Raw genomic sequence first — 17,292 nt, 5'->3', positions numbered from 1 at the left:
CTGCAGCTATGTCAGGACGTCGAGGAATAATCCACAGGTTCTCCACACCCCGCTCAACACAGGTGCCGACGGATATGCACACACGATGCACAGCGTTATGAACAGCACCCCCTTTAAGTACTCGCCAGCAACGCCTACCGTCGTCCCGGCGCCGGCCATACCGGCGCTCGAGCGCGGGGTGTCGGTGCCCCGACTTACGCTCTTGAATGTCGGGTGTCGAATGTATGTTCGGCTAGCCTTGTCGGAGGGAGGTGAGAGCCATGGCGGTCGTCGATGACCTAACGTCCGGCATGGGCGCCTCGCCCCCGAGCGAGGATTATGGCCGTCAGCCGCCGCAGGACCTGGCCGCGGAGCAGTCGGTGCTGGGCGGGATGCTGCTCAGCAAGGACGCCATCGCCGATGTGCTGGAACGGCTGCGGCCCGGCGACTTCTACCGGCCGGCGCACCAGAACGTCTACGACGCGATCCTCGACCTCTACGGCCGTGGGGAGCCGGCCGACGCCGTGACCGTCGCCGCCGAGCTAGATCGCCGCGGGTTGCTCCGCCGCATCGGCGGCGCGCCATATCTGCACACGCTGATCTCGACCGTGCCGACCGCCGCCAACGCCGGCTACTACGCGGGCATCGTGGCCGAGAAGGCGCTGCTGCGCCGCCTTGTGGAGGCCGGCACGCGGGTGGTGCAGTACGGCTACGCGGGCGCCGAGGGCGCCGACGTCGCCGAGGTGGTGGACCGCGCGCAGGCCGAGATCTACGACGTCGCCGACCGCCGGCTCTCCGAGGACTTCGTTCCGCTCGAGGACCTGCTGCAGCCGACGATGGACGAGATCGACGCCATCGCCTCCAGCGGCGGCGTCTCACGCGGCGTGCCGACCGGATTTAACGAACTCGATGATGTGACCAATGGTCTGCATCCCGGGCAGATGATCATCGTGGCGGCCCGACCTGGAGTGGGGAAGTCGACACTGGGACTAGATTTTTTGCGCTCGTGTTCGATCAAGCACCGCATGGCCAGCGTCATCTTCTCGCTGGAGATGAGCAAGTCCGAAATCGTGATGCGGCTGCTCTCGGCGGAGGCGAAAATCAAGCTCTCCGATATGCGTTCGGGCCGGATGAACGACGACGACTGGACGCGGCTGGCACGACGGATGAGCGAAATCAGCGAGGCCCCACTGTATATCGATGATTCGCCCAACCTCACCATGATGGAGATCCGTGCCAAGGCGCGCCGGCTACGGCAGAAGGCCGACCTGAGGCTGATCGTCGTCGACTACATGCAGCTGATGACATCAGGCAAAAAGTTCGAGTCGCGTCAAGTGGAAGTGTCCGAATTCTCAAGGCATCTCAAGCTTTTAGCTAAGGAACTCGAGGTTCCGGTGGTCGCGATCAGCCAGCTCAACCGTGGTCCCGAGCAGCGCACCGACAAGAAGCCGATGCTTTCCGACCTTCGCGAATCGGGTTCCTTAGAACAGGATAGCGACGTTGTGATCCTGCTGCACCGGCCAGATGCTTTCGATCGCGACGACCCACGCGGGGGAGAGGCGGACTTAATTTTGGCCAAACACCGTAACGGTCCGACCAAGACGGTCACTGTCGCGCATCAGTTGCATCTTTCACGCTTCGCCAACATGGCGAGATGAGGCAATTATTGTCGCGAGGCCGCGAAGGTTTACGAAAGTGCGTTGTCCCGCAAGCGTTACTACTCAAGGTCTAGCCGAATCCTCCACGTGCCCGAAAGCTGCGCTGAAATCAAAACTTGAATCGCACCACCACGCCCTGAACCACGACAGGACTGCCCCCGGCATCAGCGATGCTGTACGCATCACGGTTGCCCAAGCTCGCGATGTCAACGACGCTATCCCAATAGATGTCATTCGTCGCAAGGTCGTGCAACGCGGGATCGTCCAGAATGACGGATATCCGATGCAGCCTGGCGCGGCCTGGCGCGTGGGTCCACATCCGGGGACCGTCAAATCTGGTGTTGGTCGCGCGCGCGAAGTCCATTTCGGACCAGTTCTGTCGCGCCAGAATCGTTTTAACCCGTACCCAGATCTCGAGCGGGATGGTATCCGTACCTGGCCGACGCGTGCGTCCAGCCAGCTTCTCGACAACCTCCTTGGCCTTGATGTCGCGCTCCCCGTGCACGCCTACCTTCGTAAGGAAGGCGATCTGGTTGGCGGCTCGGTCAATGGTGAGGAACCAGCAATCGCGATAGCCCGCCTTCGTCGTACGCGTAATCTTGCTCTGCACCCCCATCCGAAGAAGTAGGAGCATCACGTCGTCGATTAGGCGCCGGCTTGTCGAGGCGTAGTACACCCGCCCCTGCTGCGTCTTCGCGTCCCAGCGCACCGAACCGTCCGTGGCCCATAGGTGCCGCAAGAACAGGGCCACTTGCTCGTCGGGAAGCGAGAACACCTCGGGCGGAACGAACTTGTCATAGCTACGCAGACCAAAGAGGCCGAGATTATCCAGCCATTCCGCGATCGGGTTGCGCTTGCCGTGCGTCAAACGAAAAGGAGCAGGCAACCGCAATGTCGTCACACGCGCCGCCGCGTACTCGTCGCGGATAGGTGTCACGCCGAAATGTGCGGCCGCGATGGTCACCGCCACGAGGTTGGCCTCATCGACAGATGCATAACGAATCGGCTGCCGCTTGACGCAGGAGCCGTCACCAATCATGTGCGCCAAGAGGATTACCTCTGAGTCATGCATCCGATTCGCTTGCACCGGTTCGCCGAGTCGGCGGAGCACAGCAATCCTGGAATCAGCATGCAGCTCTACCAGAGGCGTCCAGCCATCCACCTTCAGGACATGTTGCCCAGATGTCAGCACGAGTTGACGTCCGGATGCCAGGCTCAGCCGGAACACCTCTTGACTGCGAGTCAGAACGCGCCCCGTGGCACGTCGCCTGACGAGGCGCATTCTCTCGTCGACTGACCACAGGAGGGGACTCACACCAGTACGCATCAATTCGTCCAGCGAGACTTCGAATCCGGTGTCTGCCCGCGCCACCCGTGTCTGTGACGGCTTCGCCACGCCTGCGGGGTTCCCGTAGCCCTGTCTGACCGACCAATCCGTTCGGGCAACTAGTTCACTAGCCGAACCCGCATCATCACGCTCTGTCATGTTCCGAGGCTATTGCTACCGACCGACATCACCTGCGGGACAGAACGTATTGCCGCCCGACAACTATCATGTCCCAGGGGTTGACCAGGTCGACGCCGGTTCCGTCGAAGTGGCGAGTATTGCGGGTCGCCACAATTGCGTGCCGGGATGCGGCGATAGCGGCGATTTGTACGTCACGGATCTCCACCGCAAGCCCGGCTCGTTGCCGGGTGGCGGCTATGGTCCCAGCGGCGATTGCAGCCGTCAGGTCGAAGGCTTGCACACGACCGTCGAGGTCTTCGTCGAGGAGTTGTGAAAAGGTATCGTCGAGCCGCTTGCGTCGGCGGCTTGGTGTCAGAAGTTCTATGCCAGTGCGTATCTCGAATACAGTGACCGATGTCGTCCAGATCGATTCGGCCGGCTGATTGTCGAGCCACTCCACGACGGCCGGATCGGGTGTGTCCCGCATCAACGCGGAGAGCACATTGGTGTCGAGCACGATCATGATTCGTTGAACTGCGCCGGCTGGACGGGCTGTCCGCGTAGTTCGGGTATGTCCTCGGTCAGGCCCTTGCCTTTGAAGCGGGACGCGATACGCGACCCCAGTCGTCCAGGCGGCTCATCGACGCTCCGGACAGCGTTCCGCAGGATCTCGCGGACCTCCTCCTCGGTGCTGCGACCATGTTGACGGGCTAGCCGCTGCAGCTTGGACTTAGTGTCGTCTTCGAGTTGACGAATCAGAATCTGCGCCATGTGCGAATGATATCATGCTATCATCTGTCGTGCATTGACCTCGCCGGCGATTGTCGCGCCACACGGCCTCGATAGGTGGGCACCGTTGACGGAAGTGCCATCAACTTGGCCCAGAGTCAATGAGAATGCCTCAGATTCGGTGATAACGGACGGGGATCGGAGGCGACCCTCCGCGGGGACTCCGCGACGATGCCGATACAAGTGTGCCGTCACGTGATGAATCCCCCACTGCATCGGCACGCTTGTTGAGCTACTGGACGTCCTCCCGGGGGAGTGCTCGCAACGTTCTGAAGAAGCGGATGAAGATATCGTTACGCCGGCTGCGCGCCGCCGATCTGCTGGGTCAATCTGGGCATCCAGTCCAACGGTGGCCTTCGCGGCGCGTCTGCCGCAAAGTGTCGGACCCCTTCGCAAGAATCCGGTGCATGAGCAGACGCAATCGCGAGAAGCGGGCGGCCAAGCAGAAGAGTCGGCGCCGGGCGGCGACTGAACGAGAGCGCGTCGGCTTCGACCCGGAGGCGGACCGGGCGCTGCTTCTGGAGCGCCTCGTCGTGGGGTTGAGTACGGCCGCTTCGTGTCCCGGCGATCACGCGCCGCGGCATGCGGCGGAACTGTTCGAGGACTATCGGGCCCACCCGCACGAGCTCGACGTTGCCGCCGACCTCACCATGAACGAGGCGATCCGAGCGGCGTGGGAACACGGCTGGTTGCCGTCCGATCTGCACGAGGTCGCACGCCGCAAGCTACCGGCAGGCGAGGTCGGCTACCTCGATGAGGCCATCGTCCGCGAGTCTCGGCGGTATGCGGTCGCGACGCTGCATCCGAATTGGCGGGCCGATATCGCCGTGCTTGCGGCCACCGTCGATCTCGATGCACAAACGCCGCAGATGTGGCGCTGGGCCGCATCGAACGCTGTCGACCGGCGGATGGCCCTGACCGTGGTCCTGAAGCTGTTGAATCTCCTCGGCAGACTTCCCGTACTCGGGGCGGTTCTGCCGCCGCCCGGGGCGCATCGCCACGCGCCGACGGCGGTGAACGGCGTCGACGAGAAGGCCCTCGGCAAAGTGCGCGCTCTGCTGGCGAAGGCTGAAGCCACCGAGTTTCCCGACGAAGCGGAGGCCCTTTCGGCCAAGGCCCAAGACCTGATGAGCCGGTACTCGTTACAAGAAGCGCTGACACGCCACGGCCGCGGCCAGGTGCCGGTGGCCGCCGCGCGACGGATCTGGATCGAGAACCCCTATGCCGCCGCCAAGACAGCGCTGGTGCAAGCGGTGAGCCAGGCCAATCGTTGTCGCGCGGTATGGGCAGAGCGCCTCGGATTCGTTACCATCGTCGGCTGCGAAACCGACCTCGCTCTGGTCGAATTGCTCAGCACCTCGCTCCTCGTCCAAGCCAACCGAGCCATGCTCACTGCCGGGCGCCGTCAGAGCGGCAATCGGCACACACGAACCAGGTCATTCCGCCAATCATTTCTCCTCGCTTACGCCCAGCGGATCGGCGAACGGCTGGACAACGCCAGCGCGTCGGTCACCGCGGAGGTCAAGCGGGACAGTCGATTACTTCCCGTGCTGGCGGCCAACAATCGAGCGGCCGATGAGCTTACCGATCGGCTGTTCCCGTCGACGACGCCTCGCGCGGTATCAGGGTACGACGTTGCCGGCTGGGGAGCCGGGCGCGCAGCGGCGGATATGGCCGTGCTCGACACGCGGGATGCGATCGCGGGCTAGAAGTTGCCGTGACCTTCAGGTGCGGCTCGCGTTGTAGCCCAGTAGTTTTCGTGCGAGCCGGATTGGGCTGATGGGGGCCAGCCGCCACCAAAGACCGACACCTCAGCGGAACCGGATGTTCAACGTCGCCAAGCCGAAGATCTTCCGGCCGCCGGACTTCGCGGCGACGATCACGACACCGCTGCGGGTTTCCGGGTCCAGCGATTTGACGCGGCCACTGAACTCGATGTCCGCGCCTTCGGCCGCCGACACGATCGCGGGCTGGGACAGCCGCACCGCGTAGCGGGTGACCGCACCGGGGTCGCCCGACCACGCGGAGGCGAACCCGGCGCCCAAACCCATGGTGAGCATTCCGTGGGCGATCACATCGGGCAGCCCGGCCAGCTTGGCGATCCCCTCGTCCCAGTGAATCGGGTTGGCGTCGCCGGCCACGCCGGCATAGTTCACCAGGTCGCCGCGGGAGAGTCGGGTGTGGCGCACCGGTAGCTCGTCGCCGACCTGCACGTCTTCGAAGGACGGCGTCCCGGGCGTGCGGGTCGTGCCCCCGTCGGCGATCCGAACCTCGCCCTCGGGGCGCAGGGTTTTCTCGTAGGAGGCGTCGGATTGACCGACGGCCATGATGTCCACGTCGTGCATCATCATGTTGTGCACGGCCGTCTTGACTGCCGGATCGACATCCTCGGTGGTGAGACCGACAACGGTGGTGTGCAGGGTGTGCACCCGTTCGCCGGCGGTGTCGGTGAAGGTGTTCGTCACCGTGATCAGGTCCCTGCCGGCGATCCTGCGCACCGACGTCAGTTCGACGTCGACATGCAGTTCGTCGCCGGCCACGATCGGGCGGTGCTGCTCGAAGACCTCCTCGGTCTGCATGTAGGTGTCGTAACCGACGACCACCTGCTCGAACATGTGGCGATTGCACGTCATGCCCGGCGTCGACGTGAACGTCAGCGGCGCCACCAGGTCCGGATAGCCCAGTTCAGCGGCGGCGGCGACATCCCAGTGTGCAGGGTGATAGTCCTGCACCGCGCGGGCGTACTCGCGTAGCTTTTCGCGGCCGACCAGGTAGGTGCCGTCCATCTGGTAGTAGTGGCCGACCCGCGATTCGATCGCCGACGCTTCCGCTGCTGCGGTCATGGAATTCAACTCTTCTATCGGCTTGTTCGCTACGACTGACCAAAGCACACTAGCGCGCGGAGACCGTTGTGATACACGCACCTGCTGCCGGACGACTCGGGCGCAGCGCCGGCGGCAGTGCGGCTTGTGTTGGAGGACGTCGCCCTATGATGCCGCGAGGGCACGGACGGCGGTGCCGGACCTTCAAAGCGGTTGGAGGCGACGACCGCATTGTGACACCGGCCTCCACCAACGACGTAGCGACGCTGGCCGTTGGCCCCTCGTCGGTTCGGTGGCCGGGTCGGTAGTTCAACGGATGTCGGACGAGAGCGCGGTTGGCATAGTCGCGGGCACCGTCAGCCAAACGACAAGGAGGCGACTCCGGTGACAGCGGCCGATCAGCAAACCGACACCAGTATCGATATGCCTGCTGGCTCCACTGCATCCAGGGGGTCGAAGTGGCCCCGGTATCTGCAGGCCGAGCTGGGGTTTAGCAACCATTGGCATCCAGTGTTGTTCGGTCATGAGTTAGCCGAAGGCGGGTTCATGTCGGTGAAGGTGCTGGGCCGACAGGTGTTGTTGACCCGCACCGACGGACAGGTGCGTGCGATCGACGATCGGTGCGCGCACCGCGGGGTGCGATTTTCGGCGCAGCCGTTGTGTCTTCAGAAGGGCACGGTGTCGTGCTGGTATCACGGCTGGACCTATAGCCTCGATGACGGTCGGCTCTGTGATGTGTTGACGTCGCCGAATTCGCCAGTGATCGGTCAGGTCGCCATCCCTGTGTATCCGGTGGCCGAGCGTCAGGGACTCGTGTTTGTATTCCTCGGCGATCAGCAACCGCACGATCTCGCCGAGGATGTGCCCCCGGGCTTCCTCGACGCCGACACGCACTGTCTGGGAATCCGGCGCACGGTGGCGTCCAACTGGCGGCTCGGGGTGGAGAACGGATTCGACACCACCCACATTTTCATGCACCGCAACTCTCCGCTTGTGACGGAAAACCGGCTCGCCCTGCCCTATGGGTTCGTGCCCGCAGATCGCGGGGCGATGGAGGTGCACAGCCAGGGCTGGCCCAAAGGGGTGGTGGACAACCTCGCGCAGAACTATCGGCCGATCTTTGAGGCCCAGTTAGGCGGGGAGGCGGTGCTGCACTTTGAGCTGACCGATGACCAGAAGCGGGTGGCCGCCCAGGTCAGTGTGTGGCTGCCCGGAGTGCTCAAGGTCGACCCATTCCCTGACCCCACGCTGATCCAGTACGAGTTCTACGTGCCGATCAACTCCGGCCAGCACGAGTATTTCCAGGTGCTGCAGCGCAAGGTGTCATCCGAAGCCGACATCGCCTCCTACGAGCGGGAATTCGAAAGCAAGTGGCGGGATTTGGGTTTGCACGGCTTCAACGACGACGATGTGTGGGCGCGTGAAGCCCAGGAGGAGTTCTACCGCGACCACAATGGCTGGGCGAATGAGCACCTGTTCCCGCCCGACATGTGCATCACCAAATGGCGCCAACTCGCCTCCACCCATGCCCGCGGCCTGGCCCACTTGGAATCGACCACATGACATGACCATCACCACTGCAGACGAACGCTTCATCCAGGCTGACTTGGTCAGAACCCACTACTGGGAATCAGGTACCGGCGAGCCGCTGCTGTTGATCCATGGCGGGGGTGCGGGCGCCGACGCCTGGGGCAACTGGGCGCCCTTGATCCCCACGTACGCAACGAATTTCCGCACCATCGCCTACGACATGGTCGGGTTTGGGCAAAGCCTGCTGAGTCGTGATGACGACGCCGGTTTCAACTACTCGCAGGGCGATCGTGTCGCCCACCTGTCGGCCCTCCTGGATGCGCTGGGGCTGCAGCGGGTGTCACTGATCGGCAACTCAATGGGTGGCGCAACGGCGCTGGGGTTGGCGATGACCCAGCCGGAGCGGGTCAAAAAGCTGGTTTTGATGGGTAGCGCCGGGCTCAACCGCGCCTTCTCGCCCCAGTTGCAGACCATCTTGAATTACCGCGAACCCAGCCGCGACGCTATGGCGGACATCGTGCGCGCCCTGACCCACGAAAGCTTCGTGCCTCCCGAGGATCTGGTCGACTACCGCTACACCCTCACTCGCGAGCCCGCGGTGATGGACGCCTACCGGCGCACCATGGCATGGGTGCGCGAACAAGGCGGGCTGCACTACGGCGAGGACGAAATCGCTGCCGTCGGGGTTCCCACGCTTGTCGTCTGCGGCCGCGAAGACGCCGTCGTGCCACTGATGGAGTCGGTACGGTTCCATCAACTCATCGAGGACTCGCGGCTTTACGCCATTCCCCGATGCGGGCATTGGGCGATGATCGAGCATCCCGCGGAGTTCGGCCGCATCTCCTGCGACTTCCTGTCCTCAGAGGTCGACCGCGATGAGTTCCGCTGAACTGAGCCGTATGGTCGAGGACGGACTCGTCAGCGCCGAGGCGTGGAGCGCCATCCGTGCCCTCGACGACGACTTCCTCGCCCGGTACGCCCTGACGCCCGAGGAGGCCGCGACGGTTCGCAACAAGCCGACACCTGACAAACTGGCGTCGCTCGGGGTGCCGCCGCTGCTGGCCATGTGGGGATCGTTCATGGCCAACCCGGACTTTGAAACCTCCATGAGCGCAGGCGAATACTTCACTGCGGCGCCCTACCGCGCGGAGTGCGCCGATGGGTAACGTCATCGGGGCATTCGCCACTTCGCACACCATGTTCCCGAGCAGGGGCGTCGAGATTCAGGCGCAAAAGGTTGTCGACGGCTTCGTTGAAGTCGGGCGCCGAATACGCGCCTTGGGCCCCGATGTTGTGCTGATGGTGTCATCCGAACACGGGCCGACACTGTTACCCAGCGGGCCCCAACCTCCATACACCGTGGCGGTGACCGAATCTTTTTCGACGTTCGGCGAAATGAATATTCCCAAGGTGCAGATCGCCTCCAACGCCGATTTCGCCGGGGGCTTCATCAGCCACGCGGCGGCCCGCGACTTCGACGTCGCGTCGATGAGCACGATCCGCGCCGACCATGGGCTGGCAATCCCGATCCTGATGATGTTTCCGGACAACGACATAGCGGTAGTCCCGCTGATCATCGGAACCCAGTCGCCGAATTCCCTTGCCACACCAAGCCGTTGTTACCGGCTGGGCAAGGTATTGGCAGACTACGTCGCAACCCGTGATGAGAACGTGGTGGTGGTCGGTTGCGGAGGTCTTTCGCACTGGCCGGGTACGCCCCAAATGGGCCGAATCAACGAGGAATTCGATGCCGAGTTCCTGGCGCTTCTTGCTGCCGGTGACGGCGGCTACGCCGCGGCTTGGTCCAACGACTACATTCTCGAGCACGCCGGCAATGGCGGACTGGAGATCCGCAACTGGATCTTCGCTGCGGCGGCCATCGGCGACCGGGGTGGCGAGGCCCTCTACTACGAACCGATCAAAGCGTGGGTGACAGGTATGAGCGCCTTTGCTTTCACCAGTCCACAAGAGGGCGCGGCGTGAGTGGCTCGCCTGTTGTCAGTCAGGAGTGAGGGGAACATGACTGTGGAAGGCACCCGCCGCTGCAAGCTGCTGAGGATCGCGGACTATACCGATCTTGCAGAGGAGCAGCCGGTCGGCGTGGAGGCCGGCGGCGAGGAAGTGCTGGTCGTGCGCATCCGCGGGGTGGTCTACGCCGTCGGAAACATCTGCAGCCATGCCGAGGCGTGGCTGGATTCCGGTGTAGTTCACCCGGACAGCTTGGAGATCGAATGTCCCCTGCATGAAGGCAAATTCGACCTTCGCACGGGAGAGGCCACGGCACTGCCGTGCGTGGAGCCGGTGAAAAAATTCGACGTCGTCGTTGACGGTGCTGACGTCTTCATCGCACGCACCGACGGCGACTAGCACGCTCACCAGTCGGTGGGACGATGCCATGACAGCGGAGCGCACGCCGTATCTGATCATCGGGGGTGGTCTGGCCGCCGCCAGCGCGGCGGAGACACTAGCCAAAAAACAACCGGGCCGGGTGTGTCTGGTCAGCGCGGAGCATCACTTTCCCTACGCGAGACCGCCGCTATCGAAGGCGATACTGTCCGGCGAGACTGCACCATCCTCGGCCTACCTCAAGCCCAGCGATTTCTATCGCGACCGGGGGATCGATGTCGTCCTCGGCGATGCTGCCATCGGACTGAACGCCGAAAAGCGTGTGGTGAGGCTGTCCTCCGGACGCCACATGGGTTACGAGACTTTGCTTCTGGCCACCGGCCTGGTGCCCGCACCGCTGGACATTCCTGGGTTCTTGTTGCCGGGCGTCCACACGCTGCGCAACTTGGAAGACGCGATCGCTTTGCGCGACGAGATTGCTCCGGGGCGAAGGGTTGTCGTGATCGGGGGAGGCTTCATCGGCTGCGAGGTTGCGTCCAGCGCCATCGCCCGTGGTGCGCATGTCCACGCCGTCGAAATGGACGCGGTGCTGATGGAGCGCGCCGTCGGCCGCGACGTCGGGCAGATTCTCACCGAGCACCATCGCCGTGCCGGCGTGCACACCTACCTGGGCGCAACGGTGGTGGAGATCCGCGGCGACCACCGAGTCGAGGCGGTGTGCCTGGACTCAGGCGCCGTATTGCCCTGTGACGTCGTCGTAGTGGGGGTCGGCAGCCGCGTGGCCACCTCTTGGCTCACCGACAGCAGCATCACGCTGTCGGAGGGAGGGATCGTTGTCGACGCCCACTGCCGCACCGCCGACCCGCATGTCTACGCCGCCGGGGACGCCGCCGCGACCTATTCGCCGCTGCTCGACCGGTATGTGCGCATTGAGCACGAGTCCAACGCGCAGCAGCAGGGTGCCGTGGCGGCCCGCAACATGCTGGGCGGCACGACCGTCGACAAATCGCTCCCGTTTGTGTGGTCTAAGCAGTTCGACTTGGACATGTGGTGCGTTGGGAACACCCGGGCGTACGACAGCGTGGAAATCGGCGGGGATGTATCGGCCCATAGGTTCGTCGCGGCCTACCGGGCGCAGGGCCAACCGGTCGGCGTGTTCGGCGTCAACAGCGACGCACTCGGTGTCGCCCGCAAACTGATGCGCACTGCCGACGACGGGTTCACGTTGGCCGACCTACTGGCCGCAAACCGACAGGCGTCCTGACGGTGGTCCCGGTCGATTCCAGTCCTACGAATACCTCGTATGGCGTATTTGTGACGGACGTGCTATAAACGACATATCTTGCTCCTTCCGTATTCGTTTTCTCTAGGAAGCCATGCCAGCATTTGCGCTCACCGCCGAGCAGCGCGACCTGGTGCGCGGCGTCGGCCAAGTGGCCGCCGAGCTCCGACCGCTCGCGACCGCTGGACCGTGCGGGCGGGTGAACCGAGACTTGCTGCGAGCCCTGGGCGAGCGAGGCCTGCTCGCGCGGATGTTCGCCGCCGACGGCACGGCAAAAGCGGCCGCGATGGACCTGTGCCTGCTGCGCGAATCGCTCGCAGCAGTGAGCACCGAGGCTGAGACGGCGCTGGCGCTGCAGGGCCTGGGCAGCTATCCCTTCCTGCTGTGGGGAAACCCAGCGGCAAGAAACCGGTGGCGCGCCGCCGTCGTGGACGGCAGCGCCGTGGCCGCCTTCGCGCTGAGCGAACCGGGCGCCGGGTCCGACGCCGCAGCGCTGAGCCTGCAGGCACGGCCCGACGGGCGTGGATGGCGCCTGCACGGGGAGAAGATGTGGATCTCCAACGCGCCCGACGCCGACGTCTACACGGTGTTCGCCCGCACCAAACCGGGGACGGGGGCACGCGGGATCACCGCATTCGTCATCGCGGGAGACAGTCCAGGGCTGGGCGGCGAACACCTCGAGATGCTGTCTCCCCACCCGATAGGACGGCTGACGTTCGACGGCGTGCCAGTCGGTCCCGAGGAGGTGGTCGGCGAAGTGGACGCGGGGTTTCGGGTCGCCATGCAGACCCTCGACCTGTTCCGGCCCAGTGTCGGCGCGTTTGCCCTCGGTATGGCCCAAGCGGCCCTCGATGTCGCCATCGAACACACCATGACCCGGGAAGCGTTCGGGGGTGTTCTGTGTGACCAGCAGGCGGTCGCTCACAAACTGGCCGACATGGCCACCCGCCTGGAAGCCGGCCGGCTGCTGGTCTACAAGGCCGCCTCGGCCTACGACGCGGGGTGTGATCGCTCCGAGATCACCTACCGCTCGGCGATGGCCAAGCTCGAGGCGACCGAGGCGGCTCAGTTCGTCGTAGACACTGCCGTGCAACTGGTCGGCGCCCGGGCTCTACAGCGGGGACACCCGCTCGAGCACCTTTACCGCGACGTGCGCGCCCCGCGCATCTATGAGGGTGCCTCGGAGATCCAGCGCACCATAATCAGCCGCCACCTCACCCAACTAGGACAGGAGACCCGTTGACCAGCAACCCTTTTCGTGGCTCTGCGCCGCTGACCCAGGTGTGGAAACACTTCGACTTCACCGTTTCCAACGGGGTAGCCACTGTGACCCTCAACCGGCCAGAGAAACTCAACGCGTTGACCTTCGACAGCTACGCCGACCTTCGCGACCTGCTGCGGGAGCTGCCGTATCGCACCGACACCCGGGTGCTGGTCGTCCGCGGGCAGGGCAAGGGCTTCTGCGCCGGCGGGGACGTCAACGAAATCATCGGCGAGCTGATCAAGATGGAGCCCGATCAGCTGATGGCGTTCACGAAGATGACCGGCGATGTGATCGCTGCCATGCGCGACTGCTCGATCCCCGTTATCGCCGCGATCCACGGGATCGCTGCGGGAGCCGGGACGGTCATCGCGCTTGCCGCCGACTTCCGTGTGGTGTCGGCGTCGGCCCGGTTTGCGTTCCTGTTCACCAAGGTTGGGCTCGCCGGCGCGGACATGGGCGCCGCGTACCTGCTGCCCCGCATGGTTGGGACCGGCCGGGCCACTCAGTTGCTGATGCTCGGCGACACGATCGACGCGGCGACCGCCGACCGCTACGGCCTGGTCAGCGAACTGGTGGAAGATGAGGCCTTCGACGGGGCCGTCTCGCAGCTGGCCCGGCGCCTCGCCGACGGGCCGAGTCTCGCCTACAGCCAGACCAAAACGCTGCTGGCCCGCGAGCTCGACGCATCCTTTCACGCAGCCCTCGAGCTGGACGCAATGACGCAGGCGCTGCTGATGACCACCCACGACCACGCCGAGTTTCATGCCGCCTACAACGAAAAGCGCCCTCCGCAGTGGCTGGGGCGGTGAACCCGGTGCTATCGCACACCCTGGGCGCTGCAAGTCGCGGGGCCGCTGCGGCGCGGCGGCCCGACCCGTTGGATTTCTTGGCGATCGACGCCCAGCTGACCGGCGAGGAGCGCGCGATCGCCGAGACGGTGCGCCGTTACGCCGTCACCGAGCTGGCGCCGTACGTAGGTGAATGGTATGAGAAGGGCGCGATCGACCGTTCCATTGCGCCGGGACTCGGGCGGTTGGGGTTGCTGGGCATGCACCTGCACGGCTATGGGTGCGCGGGCACCAGCGCTGTGGCCTACGGGTTGGCCTGCCGTGAGCTGGAAGCGGTCGACTCCGGTCTACGCAGCTTCGTGTCCGTGCAGGGATCGCTGGCGATGTTCGCCATTCACCGCTGGGGATCCGAGGACCAGAAGGCCGCATGGCTGCCGCTCATGGCGGCCGGAGAGGCGATCGGCTGCTTCGGGCTCACCGAGGCCGACGCGGGTAGCGACCCCGCGTCGATGCGCACCACTGCCCGCCGAGCCGGCGGCGACTGGGTGCTCAACGGCGCCAAGATGTGGATCACCAACGGCGAACTCGCCGACGTTGCGGTGGTCTGGGCGGGCACCGAGGACGGCATTCGTGGCTTCGTGGTGCCCACGACGGTGCCCGGATTCACTGCGCACCCGGTGCCGCACAAGCTGTCACTGCGCGCCTCCGTGACCTCGGAGCTGGTGTTCGACGAAGTGCGGCTGCCGGCGGGGGCCGAGCTTCCGGACGCCCGCGGGCTGAGGGGCCCCCTGAACTGCCTCAGCGAGGCGCGCTACGGGATTTTGTGGGGCGTGGTCGGGGCGGCACGTGAGTGCTTCAAGGAAGCTCTGAACTACACCACTGTGCGCAAGCAGTTCGGCCGGCCGCTGGCCTCATTTCAGTTGAGTCAGCGCAAGCTCGCCGACCTGCTGATCGCGGTCACCACGGCCAACCTCATCGCGCTGCAGATCGGGCGGCTCAAGGACACCGTCGGGATTCATCCGGCCCAGATCAGCTTCGGGAAATTGGCTAATACGCGCTCGGCGCTCGAGGTGGCGCGCACCGCGCGCGGCATGCTCGGCGCCGCGGGCATCACGCTGGAGCACACCGTCATGCGCCACCTGGCCAACCTCGAGTCCGTGATCACCTACGAAGGCACCGAGGAGATACACGCCCTGACGCTAGGCAGACATATCACAGGGTTTTCGGCGTTCCGGTGACCACGCCGCGAGTGTGCCTCGTCACCGGTGCCAGCAAGGGCATCGGGCTGGCCATCGCGCGCCGGCTGGCCGCCGACGGGCATTGCGTCGCGATGGCCGCCCGATCGCGGGAGCAGCTTCAAGCCGCCGCGCGCGCCGTGGCGGACGAGCACAACCACCCCGTCCTGCCGGTGGCCTGCGATGTCACGTCCCCACCCGATGTCGAAACCCTCTTCGCCACCATCGAACGGCATTGGGCGCCGGTGGAGGTCCTGGTGGCCAACGCGGGCGCGGGGTGGGCTTCGCCGCTCACCCAGACCAGCGACGACGACTGGCAGCGGGCGATAGACCTCAACTTGACCGCCCCGTTTCGGTGCGTGCGCACCGCGTTACCCGCGATGGTGCAGGCCGGATGGGGGCGGATCGTGGTGGTGGCCTCGATTGTGGCCAAACGGGGGGAGGCTCAGGTGAGTGCCTACACCGCCAGCAAGCATGGTGTGTTGGGCCTGGTACGCGCTGCCGCATTGGAGTACGCGCGCGCCGGCATCACGGTCAACGCGGTGTGCCCGGGCTATGTGGATACCCCGATGACCGACGTTACGGTGGCGGCCATCAGCGCCCGTACTGCCCGGTCTGCGGACGACGCCCGAGCGATGCTGGCCCGGCGGCAGCCGATCGGCCGGCTCATCCATGCCGCGGAGGTCGCCGAGGCGGTCCGATTCTGCATCATCAACGCTGCGGTCACCGGGCAAGGCATCAACGTCGACGGGGGAGCGCTGCAATCGTGACGGCCGCGTTTATCAACCCCGGTGACCTGCCCAGGCCATCTGGCTTCTCCCACGCGGTGCGCGCCGAGGGTATTGCGGTGTACCTGGCCGGGCAGACCGCCATGGACGCGACAGGAGTTGTAGTCGGCGACGGGGTCGTCGACCAGTTCGAGCAGGCGCTGAGTAACTTGCTCACCGCGCTGCGCGCCGCGGGCGGGACGCCTAAAGAGCTGGTCAGCCTGACCATCTACATCGTCGATGTGGACGACTACAAACACCATGCCAAGCAAATCGGGCAAGTGTGGCGGCGGCTGGTGGGGCCGACATACCCGGCAATCGCCGGGGTGGGAGTGGCGCGGCTGTGGGACGCCGAAGCGCTCGTGGAAATCCAGGGTATTGCCTGTGTACCACCCATGGCGAGCCCGGTCAGCGGTGAATGACGCGCATCGCGTGCTCACGGGCCGGCGCGCTGAGCACCGCGTTCAGCTTGCCGAAAAGTTCGTCCGCCGTGACCCCGTTCCATCCGGCCGGGAGTAGTGACAGCGGAAGACCCGGATCCAGGTACGGCAGCCGGCGCCAGTCGGTCAGCATCGGTACATAGACACAAAACGCCTCGCGGGGGTCGACGGTGTCGCTGCCGAACCGAGTCAGCACCGGCCGGTGTCTGGCGACGAATTGCCCATACAGCGCCGAAAGGTTGTCGAGATCCCACCACTCGCGCACCTTGGTGCGCAGACTGCCGAATGCGAGATGATCACCGACGAACATGTCCACATAGTCGGCGAGTTGCTGCCGTTCCAGTACTTGCCTGGTTTCATCGCTCAACTTGCCCGGCGCGATCCACACCCCTTGCGCCACCACGCCGAAACCCAGCCGGATCAGCGCGGTCCGCAACGCGTGGCGCTTGTGCCGCTCGGATTCGGGGATGGAAAACACCACCAGCACCCAGCCGTCCTCGACAGCAGCACGGGCGCGATCAAAGATCCGGACATCACCTTCAGCCAAGATGGCAAGCGCCTGCGGCGACAGTGAGTACCCCGCGACCCCACCCAGACGATGGCTGGCGAGCATTCCCCGCTGCTTAAGACGCGAAATCGACTTGCGCACCAGCGGTCCCGCGGCGCCGAGATCGCTCATCAGCTCGACCACCGACGCCACTGACAACCAGTTCTGCTCCGCACGCGCATACAGCCCGAACAGCGTCAAGATCAGGTCCCGTGGTTGCGGCTCGGTGGGCCAGGGCAGCGCCGGGTCGGTTCGCGTGGTGGCGCTCGGCATCGGCTCTCCTCGCTGAACGGGACTACCCGATCTCGGTCCGGCGTCCGGACAAGCCGAGCGCGGCATCGGTCAGCCCCCATGGTGACTGACGGTCCCATGAGGACCGTTAGTCACACGCGTCGTGT

General features: G+C 64.9%; 18 protein-coding genes. 13 read left to right on the top strand and 5 right to left on the bottom strand.

Annotation, left to right across the window (positions count from 1 at the left end; translation table 11 throughout):
* Nucleotides 1-260: 260 nt before the first annotated feature.
* On the top strand, nucleotides 261-1,637 hold the full coding sequence (gene dnaB / locus AC5Y6X_RS16070) for a replicative DNA helicase (RefSeq protein WP_324675667.1): 1,377 nt from the start codon (nucleotides 261-263) through the stop codon (nucleotides 1,635-1,637).
* 109 nt (nucleotides 1,638-1,746) lie between these two features.
* Here the strand turns inward: dnaB and AC5Y6X_RS16065 are convergent, their stop codons facing one another.
* From AC5Y6X_RS16065 to AC5Y6X_RS16055, 3 genes are read right to left on the bottom strand one after another with little or no spacing between them, the layout of a single operon-like run.
* Complete coding sequence (locus AC5Y6X_RS16065) at nucleotides 1,747-3,123, bottom strand: LAGLIDADG family homing endonuclease (protein WP_499987480.1); 1,377 nt, start codon at nucleotides 3,121-3,123, stop codon at nucleotides 1,747-1,749.
* A 28-nt stretch (nucleotides 3,124-3,151) separates the two neighbouring features.
* Complete coding sequence (locus AC5Y6X_RS16060; RefSeq protein ID WP_499987479.1) at nucleotides 3,152-3,607, bottom strand: type II toxin-antitoxin system VapC family toxin; 456 nt, start codon at nucleotides 3,605-3,607, stop codon at nucleotides 3,152-3,154.
* A complete protein-coding gene (locus tag AC5Y6X_RS16055; RefSeq protein ID WP_499987477.1) occupies nucleotides 3,604-3,855 on the bottom strand; it encodes a FitA-like ribbon-helix-helix domain-containing protein in 252 nt (83 codons plus the stop codon). The genes AC5Y6X_RS16060 and AC5Y6X_RS16055 overlap by 4 nt, the downstream gene beginning before the upstream one ends.
* Before the next feature lie 425 nt (nucleotides 3,856-4,280).
* Between AC5Y6X_RS16055 and AC5Y6X_RS16050 the strand changes: the two genes are divergently transcribed.
* Nucleotides 4,281-5,582, top strand: a complete 1,302-nt coding sequence (locus tag AC5Y6X_RS16050; protein ID WP_499987476.1) for a DUF2786 domain-containing protein — start codon at nucleotides 4,281-4,283, stop codon at nucleotides 5,580-5,582.
* Between the two features lie 102 nt (nucleotides 5,583-5,684).
* On the opposite strand, the gene AC5Y6X_RS16045 is transcribed toward AC5Y6X_RS16050, so the two are convergent.
* Complete coding sequence (locus tag AC5Y6X_RS16045) at nucleotides 5,685-6,716, bottom strand: fused (3R)-hydroxyacyl-ACP dehydratase subunits HadA/HadB (RefSeq protein WP_499987474.1); 1,032 nt, start codon at nucleotides 6,714-6,716, stop codon at nucleotides 5,685-5,687.
* Nucleotides 6,717-7,079: 363 nt separating this feature from the next.
* Here AC5Y6X_RS16045 and AC5Y6X_RS16040 point away from each other — a divergent pair, with 363 nt between their 5' ends.
* From AC5Y6X_RS16040 to AC5Y6X_RS15990, 11 genes are all read left to right on the top strand, one after another.
* Nucleotides 7,080-8,258: a Rieske 2Fe-2S domain-containing protein gene (locus AC5Y6X_RS16040; RefSeq protein ID WP_499987473.1), complete on the top strand. Its 1,179-nt coding sequence runs from the start codon at nucleotides 7,080-7,082 to the stop codon at nucleotides 8,256-8,258.
* A 1-nt stretch (nucleotide 8,259) separates the two neighbouring features.
* A complete protein-coding gene (locus AC5Y6X_RS16035; RefSeq protein ID WP_499987471.1) occupies nucleotides 8,260-9,114 on the top strand; it encodes an alpha/beta fold hydrolase in 855 nt (284 codons plus the stop codon).
* Nucleotides 9,101-9,391, top strand: a complete 291-nt coding sequence (locus AC5Y6X_RS16030) for a hypothetical protein (protein WP_499987470.1) — start codon at nucleotides 9,101-9,103, stop codon at nucleotides 9,389-9,391. The genes AC5Y6X_RS16035 and AC5Y6X_RS16030 overlap by 14 nt, the downstream gene beginning before the upstream one ends.
* Nucleotides 9,384-10,208: a DODA-type extradiol aromatic ring-opening family dioxygenase gene (locus AC5Y6X_RS16025; RefSeq protein WP_499987468.1), complete on the top strand. Its 825-nt coding sequence runs from the start codon at nucleotides 9,384-9,386 to the stop codon at nucleotides 10,206-10,208. Before AC5Y6X_RS16030 ends, AC5Y6X_RS16025 begins: the two co-directional genes overlap by 8 nt.
* Before the next feature lie 36 nt (nucleotides 10,209-10,244).
* Nucleotides 10,245-10,592 carry a non-heme iron oxygenase ferredoxin subunit gene (locus AC5Y6X_RS16020; RefSeq protein WP_499987466.1) on the top strand — a complete coding sequence of 116 codons (348 nt, stop codon included), beginning with the start codon at nucleotides 10,245-10,247 and terminating at the stop codon, nucleotides 10,590-10,592.
* On the top strand, nucleotides 10,555-11,835 hold the full coding sequence (locus tag AC5Y6X_RS16015) for an NAD(P)/FAD-dependent oxidoreductase (RefSeq protein WP_499987734.1): 1,281 nt from the start codon (nucleotides 10,555-10,557) through the stop codon (nucleotides 11,833-11,835). The genes AC5Y6X_RS16020 and AC5Y6X_RS16015 overlap by 38 nt, the downstream gene beginning before the upstream one ends.
* Before the next feature lie 112 nt (nucleotides 11,836-11,947).
* Nucleotides 11,948-13,096 carry an acyl-CoA dehydrogenase family protein gene (locus AC5Y6X_RS16010; RefSeq protein ID WP_499987464.1) on the top strand — a complete coding sequence of 383 codons (1,149 nt, stop codon included), beginning with the start codon at nucleotides 11,948-11,950 and terminating at the stop codon, nucleotides 13,094-13,096.
* Entirely contained in the window at nucleotides 13,093-13,926 is an 834-nt protein-coding gene (locus tag AC5Y6X_RS16005) for an enoyl-CoA hydratase family protein (RefSeq protein WP_499987462.1), read from the top strand. The genes AC5Y6X_RS16010 and AC5Y6X_RS16005 overlap by 4 nt, the downstream gene beginning before the upstream one ends.
* A 5-nt stretch (nucleotides 13,927-13,931) precedes the next feature.
* Nucleotides 13,932-15,143 (top strand): acyl-CoA dehydrogenase family protein, encoded by a 1,212-nt coding sequence (locus tag AC5Y6X_RS16000; RefSeq protein ID WP_499987733.1) that lies wholly within the window; start codon nucleotides 13,932-13,934, stop codon nucleotides 15,141-15,143.
* The gene (locus AC5Y6X_RS15995) at nucleotides 15,140-15,910 is read left to right on the top strand and encodes an SDR family NAD(P)-dependent oxidoreductase (RefSeq protein WP_499987460.1); all 771 of its coding nucleotides are present in this window, start codon (nucleotides 15,140-15,142) and stop codon (nucleotides 15,908-15,910) included. Before AC5Y6X_RS16000 ends, AC5Y6X_RS15995 begins: the two co-directional genes overlap by 4 nt.
* A complete protein-coding gene (locus AC5Y6X_RS15990) occupies nucleotides 15,907-16,329 on the top strand; it encodes a RidA family protein (protein ID WP_499987458.1) in 423 nt (140 codons plus the stop codon). Before AC5Y6X_RS15995 ends, AC5Y6X_RS15990 begins: the two co-directional genes overlap by 4 nt.
* Here AC5Y6X_RS15990 and AC5Y6X_RS15985 read toward each other — a convergent pair.
* Nucleotides 16,316-17,167 carry a PaaX family transcriptional regulator gene (locus AC5Y6X_RS15985; RefSeq protein WP_499987456.1) on the bottom strand — a complete coding sequence of 284 codons (852 nt, stop codon included), beginning with the start codon at nucleotides 17,165-17,167 and terminating at the stop codon, nucleotides 16,316-16,318. The genes AC5Y6X_RS15990 and AC5Y6X_RS15985 overlap by 14 nt on opposite strands.
* Nucleotides 17,168-17,292 lie beyond the last annotated feature (125 nt).

The sequence above is a fragment of the Mycobacterium sp. NGS26 genome (assembly GCF_059813025.1).
The sequence above is the reverse complement of the archived record's forward strand: the minus strand, read 5'-3'. Positions and strand labels throughout refer to the sequence as shown.

Coding starts and splice junctions, on each gene's coding strand:
- dnaB (WP_324675667.1), top strand. CDS start 261: ATGGCGGTCGTCGATGACCTAACGTCCGGCATGGGCGCCTCGCCCCCG.
- AC5Y6X_RS16065 (WP_499987480.1), bottom strand. CDS start 3,123: ATGACAGAGCGTGATGATGCGGGTTCGGCTAGTGAACTAGTTGCCCGA.
- AC5Y6X_RS16060 (WP_499987479.1), bottom strand. CDS start 3,607: ATGATCGTGCTCGACACCAATGTGCTCTCCGCGTTGATGCGGGACACA.
- AC5Y6X_RS16055 (WP_499987477.1), bottom strand. CDS start 3,855: ATGGCGCAGATTCTGATTCGTCAACTCGAAGACGACACTAAGTCCAAG.
- AC5Y6X_RS16050 (WP_499987476.1), top strand. CDS start 4,281: ATGAGCAGACGCAATCGCGAGAAGCGGGCGGCCAAGCAGAAGAGTCGG.
- AC5Y6X_RS16045 (WP_499987474.1), bottom strand. CDS start 6,716: ATGACCGCAGCAGCGGAAGCGTCGGCGATCGAATCGCGGGTCGGCCAC.
- AC5Y6X_RS16035 (WP_499987471.1), top strand. CDS start 8,260: ATGACCATCACCACTGCAGACGAACGCTTCATCCAGGCTGACTTGGTC.
- AC5Y6X_RS16030 (WP_499987470.1), top strand. CDS start 9,101: ATGAGTTCCGCTGAACTGAGCCGTATGGTCGAGGACGGACTCGTCAGC.
- AC5Y6X_RS16025 (WP_499987468.1), top strand. CDS start 9,384: ATGGGTAACGTCATCGGGGCATTCGCCACTTCGCACACCATGTTCCCG.
- AC5Y6X_RS16020 (WP_499987466.1), top strand. CDS start 10,245: ATGACTGTGGAAGGCACCCGCCGCTGCAAGCTGCTGAGGATCGCGGAC.
- AC5Y6X_RS16010 (WP_499987464.1), top strand. CDS start 11,948: ATGCCAGCATTTGCGCTCACCGCCGAGCAGCGCGACCTGGTGCGCGGC.
- AC5Y6X_RS15985 (WP_499987456.1), bottom strand. CDS start 17,167: ATGCCGAGCGCCACCACGCGAACCGACCCGGCGCTGCCCTGGCCCACC.